Annotated in this window: 11 protein-coding genes; 7 read left to right on the plus strand and 4 right to left on the minus strand. The window is 64.4% G+C overall.

The genetic code is table 11. The annotated features are described in order from the left end of the window. Positions 1 to 12: 12 nt before the first annotated feature. The 3 genes from msrA to PP1Y_RS09540 form a co-directional block, all read right to left on the minus strand. Positions 13 to 687: a peptide-methionine (S)-S-oxide reductase MsrA gene (msrA, locus tag PP1Y_RS09530; protein ID WP_013832046.1), complete on the minus strand. Its 675-nt coding sequence runs from the start codon at positions 685 to 687 to the stop codon at positions 13 to 15. A gap of 104 nt (positions 688 to 791) precedes the next feature. Further along, positions 792 to 1,838, minus strand: a complete 1,047-nt coding sequence (locus PP1Y_RS09535) for a LacI family DNA-binding transcriptional regulator (protein ID WP_013832047.1) — start codon at positions 1,836 to 1,838, stop codon at positions 792 to 794. Positions 1,839 to 1,925: 87 nt separating this feature from the next. Then, positions 1,926 to 3,245: an MFS transporter gene (locus PP1Y_RS09540; protein ID WP_013832048.1), complete on the minus strand. Its 1,320-nt coding sequence runs from the start codon at positions 3,243 to 3,245 to the stop codon at positions 1,926 to 1,928. A 501-nt stretch (positions 3,246 to 3,746) separates the two neighbouring features. On the opposite strand from PP1Y_RS09540, the gene PP1Y_RS09545 reads away from it, so the two are divergent. Then, positions 3,747 to 8,489: an NAD-glutamate dehydrogenase domain-containing protein gene (locus PP1Y_RS09545; protein ID WP_013832049.1), complete on the plus strand. Its 4,743-nt coding sequence runs from the start codon at positions 3,747 to 3,749 to the stop codon at positions 8,487 to 8,489. A gap of 65 nt (positions 8,490 to 8,554) precedes the next feature. Here PP1Y_RS09545 and PP1Y_RS09550 read toward each other — a convergent pair whose 3' ends face one another. Then, positions 8,555 to 9,016: an Lrp/AsnC family transcriptional regulator gene (locus PP1Y_RS09550; protein WP_007012129.1), complete on the minus strand. Its 462-nt coding sequence runs from the start codon at positions 9,014 to 9,016 to the stop codon at positions 8,555 to 8,557. A gap of 107 nt (positions 9,017 to 9,123) precedes the next feature. On the opposite strand from PP1Y_RS09550, the gene phhA reads away from it, so the two are divergent. The 6 genes from phhA (at position 9,124) to PP1Y_RS09580 (ending at position 14,134) form a co-directional block, all read left to right on the plus strand. After that, positions 9,124 to 9,990 carry a phenylalanine 4-monooxygenase gene (gene phhA, locus PP1Y_RS09555; RefSeq protein WP_013832050.1) on the plus strand — a complete coding sequence of 289 codons (867 nt, stop codon included), beginning with the start codon at positions 9,124 to 9,126 and terminating at the stop codon, positions 9,988 to 9,990. After that, on the plus strand, positions 9,987 to 11,102 hold the full coding sequence (hppD, locus tag PP1Y_RS09560; protein ID WP_013832051.1) for a 4-hydroxyphenylpyruvate dioxygenase: 1,116 nt from the start codon (positions 9,987 to 9,989) through the stop codon (positions 11,100 to 11,102). Before phhA ends, hppD begins: the two co-directional genes overlap by 4 nt. 115 nt (positions 11,103 to 11,217) lie before the next feature. Further along, positions 11,218 to 11,787 (plus strand): VOC family protein, encoded by a 570-nt coding sequence (locus PP1Y_RS09565; protein WP_013832052.1) that lies wholly within the window; start codon positions 11,218 to 11,220, stop codon positions 11,785 to 11,787. Between the two features lie 14 nt (positions 11,788 to 11,801). Beyond that, positions 11,802 to 12,437, plus strand: a complete 636-nt coding sequence (gene maiA / locus PP1Y_RS09570; protein ID WP_007012125.1) for a maleylacetoacetate isomerase — start codon at positions 11,802 to 11,804, stop codon at positions 12,435 to 12,437. A gap of 84 nt (positions 12,438 to 12,521) precedes the next feature. Continuing rightward, the gene (locus PP1Y_RS09575) at positions 12,522 to 13,532 is read left to right on the plus strand and encodes a GGDEF domain-containing protein (protein WP_232512595.1); all 1,011 of its coding nucleotides are present in this window, start codon (positions 12,522 to 12,524) and stop codon (positions 13,530 to 13,532) included. Between the two features lie 95 nt (positions 13,533 to 13,627). Continuing rightward, positions 13,628 to 14,134, plus strand: a complete 507-nt coding sequence (locus PP1Y_RS09580) for a phosphatase PAP2 family protein (protein ID WP_041558730.1) — start codon at positions 13,628 to 13,630, stop codon at positions 14,132 to 14,134. Positions 14,135 to 14,137: the final 3 nt, after the last annotated feature.

The following is a 14,137-nucleotide window of genomic DNA, read 5'->3' on the forward strand; positions in this document are numbered from 1 at the left end:
CTCGCGCCGTCGTCAATTGCGGTAGAGGCTGGGATATTCCTTGCGGAACGCGGCCAGCTTCGGCTTGTCCCAGCGTGCGATGTAGGGGTGCTGCGGGTTCTTGCGCATGAAGTCCTGATGATAGGCTTCGGCAGGATAGAAGGCCCCGCTCTCCAGCTTCGTGGCGATCGGCTTGGGAAAGCTCTTCGCCTTGGTCAGCTTGGCGATATAGGCCTGCGCCGTGGCGCGCTGGACGGCGTTCTGCGGAAAGATCGCCGAGCGGTAGCTGGGGCCGACGTCGGGGTATTGCCGGTTCACCTGGGTCGGGTCATGCGCGACCGAGAAGTAGATCTGGAGCAGGGTGCCGTAGCTGACCTTGGCTGGATCGTAGACGATCCGCACGGCCTCGGCGTGGCCGGTTTTCTCGGAGGACACATCGCCGTAGTTGGCCGTACTCTTTTGTCCGCCGGCATATCCCGAGGTGACTGACTTTACCCCGCGCACATGCTCGTAGAGGCCTTCGATGCCCCAGAAGCAGCCGCCTGCCAGAACGGCCACCTGATCGCCGGACGGTACGGCCTTTTCCGCCGGGGGAGGCGGGATGCGGCTGGCCGCGCTGCTCGTTTCGGCGGGCAGCAGGGTGCCGGCAGCCAGGGCGAGGGCGCCTGCACCTGCCAGCAGGATGATGGGGACGGGGCGAATGGCCATGGTTGCTTCTCCCGGTATCTGGGCGCCTTGGACGACAGTCCGCCCCTTCTCTAGGGCATGCAACCTGAACCTGCGCTAAGCAGTGCCTTGTCGGCTGAAAAAGGTCAGGCGGCGCTTCTGGTCGTTCCGCGCACGATCAATTGTGGGGCATTCACGAAATGATCGGTATCCTCCCCGGCGATGCGCGCCTTGAGCTTTTCGACAAGAATCCTTGCACCCAGATCGATTTCCTGCCGGATCGTCGTGAGCGGCGGCATGGTCTGCGAAGCGAGCGGCAGGTCGTCGAAACCCACGATCTGCACGTCGTCGGGAACCGCGCGCCCATGCTGGTGCAGGACGCGCAAGGCTGACATCGCGATCAGGTCGGATGCGGCGAAAATGCCGTCGACCTTGCAGTCGGGCAAAGTCCTTTCGATTTGCGATGCCATGGTGGCGGCGGCCAGGTCGATCGGCAGGTGGACGAGCGGGATGCCCGCTGCATCGGCGACGGATTTGGCCGCCCGATAGCGGGCCGCGATCTCGATGCCGGTCGTGACGCCGAGGAAGGCAAGGCTGCGCGCGCCGCAAGCAATCAGGTGCTCTGCCGCCATGCGACCGCCAAGGGCATTGTCGGTTCCGACCACGCAGTGCCTCTGTCCCGGGGTGTGATGTCCCCACACGGTCAGCGGATGGTAATGGCCGGCAACGCTTTCGATGATGTCGAACTGGTCCGACTGGCCGATGACGATGACGCCGTCGACCATCCCCGAACCGGTCAACTGTTCCAGCCAGTCGGTCGTATCTTCCGGGATCACGCGGCGCAGCATGACGTCGTAGCCGCTTTCCGTCAGTTCGTCGGCGATCTGGCCCAGCAGCGTGAGGAAGAACGGGTCGGAGATATGCTGACGCTTTTCGTGGCCGAGGGGAACGACCACGCCGATCAGGCCCGTCTTCTGCGAGCGTAGCTTGCTTGCCATCTGGTTGGGACGAAAGCCGTGCTCCCGCGCCAGCGTCTGGATACGATCGCGTGTTTCGGCATTGACCAGCGACTTGCCGGCGAGCGCTCGCGAAACCGTGCCGGCCGAAACGCCTGCGATGCGGGCAAGATCGGCAAGAGTGCGGACTTTTTGAGGTTCCCCGTTCTTACCGAGGTGATTTTCGCTATTTTTCATATGTCCCCATTCCGGCCGCGGCTCTTACCACCAAGGCTGGCGGGCAGGAAGTTGCTAGTCATCAAGGTGACTATTTGTTCATAATCATTAACATGTTCTTGGCTTGCCCCCTGCCGGAACGAACAGTGTCGCAATCGCGCCGGTCAACATCAGTACTCCGGCAAACATCAATGCATTACGCGAATCCCCGCCCAGCAGTGGCGTGTAGATCACCGGCATTGTCAAAGTTTCGATCAGCATGGGAATGACGATGAACATGTTGAAGATGCCCATGTAGATTCCATAGCGCTCGGACGGGATGGAATCGGCGAGCATGACGTAAGTGTTGCCCATCATGCCGGCCCAGCCCAGGCCGATGCCCAGCATCAGCGCGTAAAGCAGCGGCAGCGATCCGACGTTGGGGATGGCCAGCATGGCCAGCCCCGAGGCGGTCAGGCACACGGCGTGGGTGCTGCGTGCGCCCTGGCGCTTGACGATCGGGATGAGGGCAAGGGCGGCAAGAAAGGCGATGAAGTTGAAGAAGGCGCCCAGCTGCTGGGCGGTCAATGTGCCGGAACGGAAGCCTTCGGAACCGGGATCAGTCGTATCGAACAGAGAGCGCGACAGCGCGAAGGCGATGTACTGCCAGTACACGAACATCGCATACCACTGGCACAGCATGGCCAGGGCAAGCTGGCGCATGGGGCGCGGCATCTGCCGGATGGCGCTGCCGATCTCGCGCAAGGTGGCTCCTGTTGTGAGCGGCGATCTGTCGATATGTGCGCGCTGTTCCTCGGAAAGGGGCAGTTCCGGTACGCGCCAGACCGAATAGACGATCGTCGCGATCGACAGGATCGCGCCGATCACGAAGGCGATGCGGATCACGATGGGAATGCCATTGGGATCGAGCGCGTTGCGGTCGATCACGGCGGTGAGCAGCGAAGGGCTGAGATAGGACAGGGTCTGGGCAAGACCGGTAAAGGCGCTCTGGGTAAGGAAGCCGGTGGGGCGCTGGTCCGGTGCCAGGCGGTCCGCGACATAAGCGCGATAAGGTTCCATCGCGGTGTTGTTGCCTGCATCCAGCAGCCAGAGCATGCTCGCCGCAACCCAGAGCGTGGGCGAATAGGGCATGGCCAGAAGGCACAGCGAACAGATCACCGCGCCGATCAGGAAATAGGGCGTGCGGCGGCCCAAGCGCGATCGGGTGCGGTCGCTCATGGCACCGATGATCGGCTGGACGAAAAGGCCGGTGATCGGGCCTGCCAGCCAGAGCAGCGGCATGATTGCCTCGCTGGCGCCGAGAATGCCGTAGAAGGGCCCCATGTTCGCCTGCTGCAGGCCGAAGCTGAACTGCAGGCCGAAGAAGCCGACGTTCATCTCGACAATGCGAGCGAGCGGCAGGCGCGGCTTCTTCTGTGCGATCGACATGGACCATTCTCCGCTGCAGGAGGCGCTCACTGCCGCTTGACTGGTCCATGGCTCGCACAATCGGCCTGCCCCTGCAAATCGATTGGGCAGCCTTGGCCCCCCAGCATCGAGAAGGCGGCGCCCCATGCCTTGGAATGGGCAGGGGCCGAAGTTTCGCCCATTCGCTTGGCCATCGGGGATGCAAGGCTTGAGCGGCGGGACGAGCGGGAACACCACGATCTCGCGTTGGCCCGACCAATTTCGACATGACATGCTGAAGATTGATTATTGTTCTGTGCCGTAATTTCGTTACACGCGTGGCAAGCATCACCTCGAGAAGCAACCGGCCCTTGGGTCGCAACCAGAAACAGAAAAAAAGCGTTTAAAAATAATGCCGCCTTCGCTCGTCGTGCGAAGGCGGTTGATGCCGGAAGCCAATTCCGGGCCTATAACAGAGATTGTCGAGTCGGACCCTCCGGCGAGGGCAAGTTCCGATCCCGACAGCAAATCGCGGAGAAGGAAATGAGTGCAGGCGAAGTGGCCGTAACCGGCAAGGCGCGGTCGAAGCAGTCTTCCAAAGGCGCATCCGGGCGGCTGGAGGGGGTGATTGCGGATCGCATTCGCGACTCGCTGCTGCCGGTCGACGGACCCGCGGATGCCTCGTGGATCGAGGATGCCGCGCGCAGCCTTCTCGATGCAGCTACCAACCGTCCCACCGGTGAGCCTGTGGTCGATCTCACTTCCGCAAGCGACGAACGGCGCTACCTGCGCATTGCCCTGATTAACGACGATATGCCGTTCCTCGTCGACTCGGTCGCCGCAGCGATTGCCGATGCCGGGCTCGTCATCGACCGCCTCGCCCACCCGGTGCTGTCGGTGAAGCGCAACGCCAAAGGCCAGCTCGAGGAATTCCCCGGGCTGGACGCGGCGGGCACCGTGCGTGAATCGATGATCTATATCGAGACAGCGCGTGTCGATGCCCGCCAGCGTCGTGCCCTGATCCGCTCGCTTGAATCCACCCTGGCCGACGTTCGCAGCGCTGTGAAGGACTGGCCGCGCATGGTCGAGGCGATGACCATCGATGCCGAACAGGTCGACGACGCCGAAGGCGCCGCGCTGCTGCGCTGGTTCGCCGGGGGGATGCTCACCCAGCTCGGCCATGTCACGCGTCGGCGCGACGGTACGCACGGCCAGCTGCTGGGTGTGTGTCGCCGCGGAACCCGCGATATCCTGTCTGCAACCAGTTACGATCAGGCCTTTGCAGAGTTCGACCGCCAGGTCGAGGCGGGCACCATCGTTTCGCCGATGGTGATCAAGGCCAACCGCATGGCCACCGTCCACCGCCGCGTGCCGATGGACCTCTTCATCGTTCCGGTCATCGACGAGGGCCGGGTTACTGCCCTTTCGGTCCATGCCGGAATCTGGACGAGCGCCGCGCTCGCGGCGCCTCCGGGCGATGTCCCGCGCCTGCGCGTGCTGCTGACCGGTCTTGCCGGCAAGCTCGGCCTCGATCCGATCGGCCATACCGGCAAGGCACTGGCCCATGCGCTGACCAGCCTGCCGCATGATCTTGTCCTTGGCCTTGGTTCCTACGACGTGGAGCGGCTGGCGACGACGATGACGGGGCTGGTGGACCGCCCCCGGCCACGCCTGCTGATCACCAGCGCACCGCTTTCGCGCCACCTTTTCGTGTTCGTCTGGCTGCCGCGCGACATGGTCTCGACCCAGATGCGCCGCCGCATCCAGTCGATGATCGAGGAAGCGGCAGAAGCGCCGACCATCGACTGGAGCCTGCAGGTCGAAGCCGGCAACCTGGCCATGATGCGCTTCACGCTCGACATTCGCGAAGGCGCCAGCGCGCTCAATGAAGATGCGCTCGACCAGCACCTGCAGGTCATGCTGCGCGGCTGGGGCGAAGCGGTTGAGGCTGTCCTGGCGCAAGGGATGGACCCGGCGCGTGCGGCCGCCGTCGCCGGGCGCTATGCCGATGCCTTCCCGCTGTCCTACCGCACCGATTACGGCCCGGTCGAAGCCGCGCTGGACATCTCGCACATGCGCAAGGTGGTCGTGGGCGAGGCAGCGGAGGGCGAACATCGCCATGGCCTGCGCGACGCGCGCCTTTATCGCCATGCCAGCGACGATGCCGCGCACCTGCGCCTCAAGGTCTATCAGGCAGAGGGCAGCCTGCCATTGTCCGATGCGGTTCCGGCGCTTGAGAATTTCGGCTTCCGCGTCCTTGCCGAAGTCCCCACGCCGCTGGAGAGCGGGCGCATCGGCACGATCCACGATTTCACGCTGGCGCTGCCGGTCGGCCGCAATGCGGAGGAGGTTCTGGGCCTCGGCGAAATGATCGAGGATGCGCTGTGTTCGGTCCTCAACAACGAGAGCGAGAACGATGCGTTCAACCGCCTCGTGCCGATGCTCGGCCTCTCCAAGCGCGAGACCAACTGGCTGCGCGCCTGGTATCGTTACTTGCGCCAGGGCGGTACCCATTTCGGGATCGCCACCGTAGTCGATGCGCTGCAGGGCGCGCCCCGCGTGACGACAGCGATCATCGCGCTGTTCCGCGCCATTCACGACCCGCAGTTCCAGGGCGACAGGGAGCAGGCGAGGCTGGATGCGGAAGAGCAGATCCGCGCAGGTCTCGCCGATGTCGTCGCCATCAACGACGACCGCCTGCTGCGCGCATACCGCGATCTCGTGCTGGCGATGCAGCGCACCAATGCCTTTGCCCATGCCGGGCAACTGGCACTGGCCTTCAAGTTCGATTCCGCGCTCGTTCCCGGCCTGCCCCGGCCGCTGCCCTGGCGCGAGATCTTCGTCTATTCTCGGCGCGTCGAAGGCATCCACTTGCGCGCCGGGCCGGTTGCACGCGGCGGCCTGCGCTGGTCCGATCGCCGCGACGACTATCGCACCGAGATCCTCGGGCTGATGAAGGCGCAGCGCGTCAAGAACGCGGTGATCGTGCCGACCGGGGCCAAGGGCGGCTTCTATCCCAAGCAGCTTCCCGATCCCGCGCTCGATCGGGCCGGATGGGCGGCAGAGGGGCAGGGCTGCTACGAGGTTTTCATCGCCACCCTGCTTTCGGTGACCGACAACATCGTCAAGGACAAGGTGGTCCATCCCGAAGACGTGGTGATCCTCGACGGTGAGGACCCCTATTTCGTCGTCGCGGCGGACAAGGGTACGGCCAAGTTCTCCGACGTTGCCAACGGCATCGCGGAATCGCGCGACTTCTGGCTCGACGATGCCTTCGCCAGCGGCGGATCCAATGGCTACGATCACAAGGCCATGGGTATCACCGCGCGCGGGGCCTGGCTTTCGGTGCGCCGCCATTTCCTTGAAATGGGCATCGACGTGCAAAGCCAGCCGGTACGCGTCATCGGCTGCGGCGACATGTCGGGCGACGTTTTCGGCAACGGCATGCTGCTGTCCAGGGCGATCAAGCTCGTCGCCGCCTTCGACCACCGGCACATCTTCTTCGATCCCGATCCGGACCCGGCAAGCAGCTGGGCTGAGCGCAAGCGCATGTTCGACCTGCCGCATTCCAGCTGGGACGATTATGACAAGTCGCTGATCTCGAAGGGCGGGGGAGTTTTCCCGCGCAAGCTCAAGTCGATCCCCCTCTCGCCGGAAATACGCGCGGCGCTGGGCATCGAGGCCGAGGCGCTCGATCCGGATTCGCTGATCACGGCGATCCTTTCCAGCCAGGCCGACCTGCTGTGGTTCGGCGGCATCGGCACTTACGTGAAGTCCGCCGGCGAAAACAATGTCGCCGTGGGCGATCCGGCCAACGACACGCTGCGCGTCAATGCGGCCGACCTGCACGTCAAAGTCATCGGCGAGGGCGCCAACCTCGGCGTGACGCAGGCGGGGCGCATCGAGTTCGCCGCGCGCGGCGGGCGCATCAATGCCGACTTCATCGACAATTCGGCCGGCGTCGACTGTTCGGACAACGAGGTGAACATCAAGATCGCGCTCGCAGCGGCGCGCCGCTCGGGCAAGCTCTCGGAAAAGAAGCGCAACGAACTGCTGCGCGAAATGACCGACGAAGTCGCCGAACTGGTACTGGAGGACAACCGCCTGCAGGCCCTTGCGCTTTCGATCGCGCAGCGGGGCGGGGCCTCGTCCATGCCGTCGCACATTCGCCTCATCGAAATGCTGGAGGAAAGCGGCAATCTCGACCGCCGGAACGAGGGGCTGGCCGAGAACGACCTGCTCCAGCGCCGCGCGCTCGACGGGCAGGGGCTTACCCGTCCCGAACTGGCCGTGCTGCTTTCCAGCGGTAAGCTGGTGTTGCAGGACGCCATCGAGCAGAGTGACCTGGCGGCCGATCCCAGCCTGACCGATCTGCTGCTGGGGGCCTTCCCGGAACCGATGCAGGACAAGTTCGCGCGCTTCATCAAGGGCCATCGCCTTGCGCCTGAAATCATTGCGACCAAGCTGGCCAACCGCATCGTCAATCGCCTCGGCATCGTCCATCCCTTCGAGCTGGCCGAAGAGGAAGGCGTGGGGCTGGCGCAAATCGCCGCGGCCTTCGCCCTTGCGGTCCAGCTGTTCGATCTCGAAACGCTGTGGGAACGGCTGGAAGCCGCGCCGATGTCGGAAGATGCGCGCCTGCTGATGTTCGACCGGGTCGCAGTGGCCACGCGCGGGCACATGGCCGACCTGCTGCGCGCAGGGGCCGGGCAGGTTCCGCCGCATGAGTTCTTCGAGCGGATTGGCAAGCACGTGGCAGCGCTGGGCGTGGGAACCCAGTCCCTCCTGGGTGAGCGGACCCTGGCCCATTCGCAGCGGCTGCGCGCGGCGCTGCTGGAACGCGGCGCACCGGAAGCGGAAGCCACGGACGTGGCGCACCTGTTCGATCTCGACGGTGCGGTCGGCATCGCCGAACTGGCCGACAGCACCCGCATCGATCCGCGCAAGCTGGTCAACGCCTTTACCCGTATCGGCACTGGCCTCGGGCTCGACTGGGCGCAGTCGAGCGCGGCGATCATGAACCCGTCCGATCCCTGGGAGCGCCTGCTGGTTGCCGGGCTGGCCCGCGATTTCCAGCAGATGCGGCTCGAGTTCCTGCGCTCGCTGGCGCGCAGCAAGCTGGGCAAGTCCGATCCGATCGCCGCCGTCGAGGAATGGGGGCGGCACCACCGCACCTCGATCAGCACGTTCCGGGCCACCGTGGCGCGGGCGGAGAACACCGCCCCGATTACGCCGGCCATGCTGGCCCAGATCGCCAGTCAGGCACGCAACCTGCTGGGCCGCTGAAGAGAAGCCCACAGGTTCGCCGCCCCCCGGATCGGGTCCGGGGGGCGGCCATCAATCGAATTCGCTCAGTCCAGCGGCATCGCGCGCATTTCCTTGATCGTCTCAAGCACGATGATCGACTTGACGTCGCGCACCCCGGGAATGCGCAGCAGCGACTTGAGCGTGATCTGCGACAGGTGCTCGACATCGCGCGCGATCACGTGGACGAGGTAGTCCATGTCGCCGGTCACCGCGTGGCAGGCGATGACATAGGAATTGTCCTGAATCGCCTGCTCGAAGCGCGAGATGTTGTCGTCGCTGTGCGCGTCGAGATTGATCAGCACATAGGCGTCGAGCTCGAATCCGAGCTTTCGCGCGTCGAGGATCGGCTGGTAGCCGACGATTACGCCATCGTCCTCCAGCCGCTTGATCCGGCGGCTTACCGGGGTGGCGGAAAGGGCCGTGCGTTCCGCCACTTGCGCCACGGGCATGCGCGCATCGATCTGGAGCGACTGGACGATCTTGCGGTCGAATTCGTCTAGGGGCACGGATCACCTACCGGAATGACTGTTCATGGTGGAATCCACCAATACCACAGCTAAACTATGAGACAATCGCATGAATATGAAGTGAAGTTCGTGGTATTGTCCAATCCATGAAGAAGCCCAGCACGGATACCAGCGCCAGCGGCCTTCGTGGCGAGTACGAGGGTGCCTCCGACGATTATACCGTCGGGCAGGATTGGCATGCCTATACGCCCCAGATGCACGAGCGCTGGCGGCGGCTTCATGCGCGCCAGTCGGCACTCACCGACCGTTATGCATGCCGCTCCTTCCGCGAGGGTCTGGCCCGTCTCGACTGCGCCGTGGGGATCCCGCGCTTTGAGGATGCCAACGCCATCCTTGGCCCGGCCACTGGCTGGCAGCTCGTCGCGGTCCCCGGCTTCATTCCCGATGCGGTATTCTTCGATCATCTGGCCCACCGCCGATTTCCGGTGACGCGCTGGATCCGCGAGGAGCACGAGCTCGACTATCTGGTCGAGCCGGACGTGTTCCACGATTTCTTCGGCCACGCGCCGATGTTGCTCGATCCCGCGATCGCCGACTTCCTCGAACTCTATGGCAAGGCCGGCGAGCGGGCGATGGCAATGGACGCGCTGCCGATGCTGGCGCGCATCTACTGGTACACGATCGAATTCGGCCTCGTGCGCGAAGGCGATGAGCTGCGCGTGTTCGGCGCGGGGATCATCTCCTCCCACAGCGAGACGGTCTATTCGATCGACGATTCCGGTGTCCTGCGCCTGCCGTTCGATCCGGTCCGGGTCATGCGCACCGGCTACATGATCGACGATTTCCAGAAGACCTACTTCGTGCTCGAAAGCCTGCCCCAGCTCATCGACGACCTGGTCGGCCTCGATTTCGGGCCCGTCTACGAACAGTGGCGCGATGCGCCTGCGCTGCCGGCGGGCGAAAGCCTGCCCGGCGAAACCCCCTACAATCCGAAACGCGAGATGACCCCATGACCACCCAGTCCCCCACCGACCTGTTCGACAATCCCATCGGCCTCGACGGCTTCGAGTTCGTCGAATTCTCCGCGCCCGAAAAGGGCGTGCTGGAGCCGGTGTTCGAGGCCATGGGGTTCACGAAGATCGCCCGCCACCGCTCGAAGGACGTCGAGCTGTGGCGCCAGGGCGAGATCAACTTCATCACCAATTACGAGCCGCACAGCCCGGCTTGGTTCTTCAGCCGCGAGCATGGCCCGAGCGCCTGCGGCATGGGTTTCCGCGTGCGCGATGCGCGCAAGGCCTATGACGAACTGCTCGCCCGTTCGGCCGAGCCGGTGCAGGTCGCGACCGGGCCGATGGAACTGCACCTTCCAGGCATCCGCGGCATCGGCAACTCGATCATCTATCTCATCGACCGCTACGAGCGCGACGGTGATGGCGCGCTGTCGATCTACGACATCGATTTCGAATACCTGCCGGGCGTCGCACGGCACCCCGAAGGCGCCGGCTTCGACCGCATCGACCACCTGACGCACAACGTTTACGGCGGGCGCATGGCCTATTGGGCCGACTACTACGAGAAGCTCTTCAATTTCCGCGAGATCCGCTACTTCGACATCAAGGGCGAATACACGGGCCTTACCTCCAAGGCGCTGACTGCGCCCGACGGCAAGATCCGCATTCCGCTCAACGAGGAAGGCGAAGGCGGCAAGGGCCAGATCGAGGAATTCCTGCGCCAGTTCAACGGTGAGGGCATCCAGCACATCGCGCTCATCACCGACGATCTGCTGAAGGCCTGGGACCGCCTCAAGGCGCTGGGCGTACCGTTCATGACCGCTCCGCCCGAGACCTATTACGAGATGCTTGATGAGCGCCTGCCCGGTCACGGCCAGCCTGCCGGTGAACTCAAGGCGCGCGGCATCCTGCTTGATGGCACCACAGATGGCGGCAGCCCGCGCCTTCTCCTGCAGATTTTCGCCGAAGCGCAGGTCGGGCCGGTCTTCTTCGAGTTCATCCAGCGCAAGGGTGACGAAGGCTTTGGCGAAGGCAACTTCAAGGCCCTGTTCGAATCCATGGAGCGCGACCAGGTTCGCCGCGGCGTGCTGAAGGTGGAAGAACCGGCCGAGTGACACCGATGGGGCCAGCGCGTCGGCGCCCGATGCGCGGCCCCGCAAGGCCTGCCGGACCGAAATCCATTCCGGGTCGCCGGTCCGGCAGGTTCACGAACAAGCGGAGAGCGATTCGATGACTGAAGGCCAGCATGCTAACGGAGCGCCCCGACTGGGGGGCATTCACCACGTTGCCTATCGTTGCCGGGATGCGAAGGAGACGGTCGAGTTCTACCGCGATGTCATGGGCATGGATTTCATGCTTGCCATCGCCGAGGATAACGTGCCCTCCACAGGTGCGCCCGATCCGTACATGCACATCTTCATGGATGCCGGCGGCGGCAATGTGCTGGCATTCTTCGAGCTGCCCAATGCGCCCGACATGGGCCGCGACGAGGCCACCCCGGCGTGGGTCCAGCACATTGCCTTCAAGGTCGATAGCGAGGAAGACCTGCTCGCCGCCAAGGCACGGGCCGAGGAACGCGGGCTGGAAGTGGTCGGGCCGACGCATCACGGCGTCTTCAAGTCGATCTATTTCTTCGATCCCAACGGCCACCGTCTTGAACTGGCCTGGCAATTCGGTACGCCCGAACAGATGAAGCGCCTCAACGACGTGGCCGAGGACATGCTCGAGGAATGGTCGCGCACCAAGAAGGCGCCGCGCCATGCCGCCTGGCTGCACGAGAAGATCGCGCAGGAAAGCTGAAAGGGCGGACCGCAATGCGTCTCTATTCCTACTACCGCAGTTCGACGAGCTATCGCCTGCGCATCGCCCTCAACCTGAAGGGGCTGGAGTATGAGATCGTGCCGGTCAATCTGCTCAAGGCGGAGCAGCGCGGCGAGGAATTTCGCAGGATCAATCCCTTCGCGGGCGTGCCCGCGCTCGAGGCAGAGGGAAGGTTCTATGCGCAGTCGATGGCAGTGCTCGAATGGCTCGACGAGCGCCATCCCGACAGGCGGCTGCTGCCGGTGGATGTCGAGGACCGCTTCGTCATGCGCGAGCTGGCGATGGCGATCGCAACCGAACTGCACGCCCCTCTGAACCTGCCCGTACTCAAGTATCTCAAGGCCGAACTCGGCCACTCGCAGGAAGAGATCGACACCTGGTATCGCCACTGGCTGGAAAAGACCCTCGTCCCGCTTGAGGCGAAGCTGGCGGCGCGCGGATCGGGCGATTTCCTGTTCGATGCGCCCGGCCTGTTCGAATGCGTGCTGGTGCCGCAGCTCTACAATGCGCGGCGGTTCGATTTCGATCTTGCTGCAATGCCGCAGATGACCCGGATCGAGGCGGCATGCCTGGCCCATCCTGCCTTCGTGGCCGCACATCCCGACAATCAGCCGGATTGCCCGAAGTGACCTTGCAGCGCCCTTCCAGCGGCATCGTGTCAGGGGACTAAGGGCGTTTACTTAGAATTAGGCATAGTGCGTACATAAGTGCGCATGACTTCCCGACGCCACACAGAACGGAGATTCGCCAGCCGGGAGGTGCATGGGCTGCAGCACTCCTATCTGTTTCGCGTCTCGCCGCGCATGGCCTGGGTCATCGTCGCCACGCTCCTGCCGATCCTGGCGATCATCGAGGTCCATGCCTCTCCCGGCATCTGGTTCGGCCCGGTTTACCTGGCGATCCTTGCCTTCGCCGCATGGTCGCTCAACTCGCTGGTCGCCGTGGCCATCGGTTTCGGCATCATCGGCGTAAGGCTTGCAACGGGCGAGTTCCTGCTTGCCACTGGCAATGGTCCGGATGGCGCTCCGAACCTGGCGGTGCGGATCCTGGGCATCCTGATCGTGGTTCTCGTCATCGGTGCGGCCCGCAAGGCCTGCGAGCGCGAATGGCGCGCGGCCCGCATCGATGTGCTGACCGGGGCCTGGAACCGCTCCGCCTTCTTCGAGATCCTGCGCAAGAACCGGAAAAGCGGCGGCTGGCATGCGCTGATCTATGCGGACATCGACGGCCTCAAGCGCGTCAACGACGAGGAAGGTCACGCACAAGGGGACGAGAACCTCAAGGTCTTCGCCGAGACCGTGCGCAAGACCATCCGCAAGGGCGACGTGCTGGCGCGGATGGGCGGCGACGAGTTCGTCATCTTCATGAAGCTCAAGGACAAGGACTCCGGCACTGCGGTCGCCAACCGGCTCGACACCGCCCTGAACACCGAATTCGGCGAAAGCCGCTTTCACCTGACGTGCAGCCTTGGCGTCCTGCTCCTGCCGGAAGGCTCGACCTCCATCGACGGCGAACTGCGCGCGGCCGACGAACTCATGTACATGGCCAAGAAATCGCGGTCCGGCGTGCTCGTGTCGACCGCCTTCGAAAGTGGCGGCAGGGTCCAGTTTTCGCCGTGCCTGATCGAGCAGGACCAGCTCGGACACGATTCGGTAGTGCGCCAGGTCGACAGGGTGCCCATGGCCGAGCCATCCTCGGTTTCGGACAGTCACGCCGCCGCCTGACTGCGGAGCGAAGCCACGCGCGGCGTCTTGCACAAGTGACTGTATCTGCTCTTCCACCCAGGTTCCGAAACTTTCTCGGGCTTGCATTCGCTGCCGTGCTGGCAACGGGTGCCACGCCGGCCAGGGCGGGCGAGGGCACATGGCGCGACATCGGAAATGCCGGGCGCGATGTGCTGGTGGTGGCCGCGCTCGGCGTTCCCCTGGCACAGGGCGATACCGCCGGAGTGCTGCAGGCGGGAGGCAGCCTCGGCTCGGCCGAATTGGTTTCGCTGGGTCTCAAGGAGGCATTTCCAGAGACGCGGCCGGATGGCAGCGACCGCAAGAGCTTTCCCTCCGGCCACACGGCCATTTCCTTCGCCAGCGCGGCGACCCTGCAGAACCGCTACGGCTGGAAGGTCGGCCTGCCTGCGCAAGTGCTGGCCGCCGTCGTCGGCGTCTCGCGCGTGAGGGCGGACAAGCATCACTGGTACGACGTTCTGGCCGGCGCCGCGATCGGCGAGGCCGCCGGGTTCCTGATCACCTCGCGCCGTGACGCGCAAGTGCGCGTCATGCCCTGGGGCGATACGGGAAGCGCGGGGGTATCCGTTTCCGCCCGCTTCTGAGCG

The organism is Novosphingobium sp. PP1Y (assembly GCF_000253255.1).
GTDB lineage: Bacteria > Pseudomonadota > Alphaproteobacteria > Sphingomonadales > Sphingomonadaceae > Novosphingobium.

Coding starts and splice junctions, on each gene's coding strand:
- msrA (WP_013832046.1), bottom strand. CDS start 687: ATGGCCATTCGCCCCGTCCCCATCATCCTGCTGGCAGGTGCAGGCGCC.
- PP1Y_RS09535 (WP_013832047.1), bottom strand. CDS start 1,838: ATGAAAAATAGCGAAAATCACCTCGGTAAGAACGGGGAACCTCAAAAA.
- PP1Y_RS09540 (WP_013832048.1), bottom strand. CDS start 3,245: ATGTCGATCGCACAGAAGAAGCCGCGCCTGCCGCTCGCTCGCATTGTC.
- PP1Y_RS09545 (WP_013832049.1), top strand. CDS start 3,747: ATGAGTGCAGGCGAAGTGGCCGTAACCGGCAAGGCGCGGTCGAAGCAG.
- phhA (WP_013832050.1), top strand. CDS start 9,124: ATGAAGAAGCCCAGCACGGATACCAGCGCCAGCGGCCTTCGTGGCGAG.
- hppD (WP_013832051.1), top strand. CDS start 9,987: ATGACCACCCAGTCCCCCACCGACCTGTTCGACAATCCCATCGGCCTC.
- PP1Y_RS09565 (WP_013832052.1), top strand. CDS start 11,218: ATGACTGAAGGCCAGCATGCTAACGGAGCGCCCCGACTGGGGGGCATT.
- maiA (WP_007012125.1), top strand. CDS start 11,802: ATGCGTCTCTATTCCTACTACCGCAGTTCGACGAGCTATCGCCTGCGC.
- PP1Y_RS09575 (WP_232512595.1), top strand. CDS start 12,522: ATGACTTCCCGACGCCACACAGAACGGAGATTCGCCAGCCGGGAGGTG.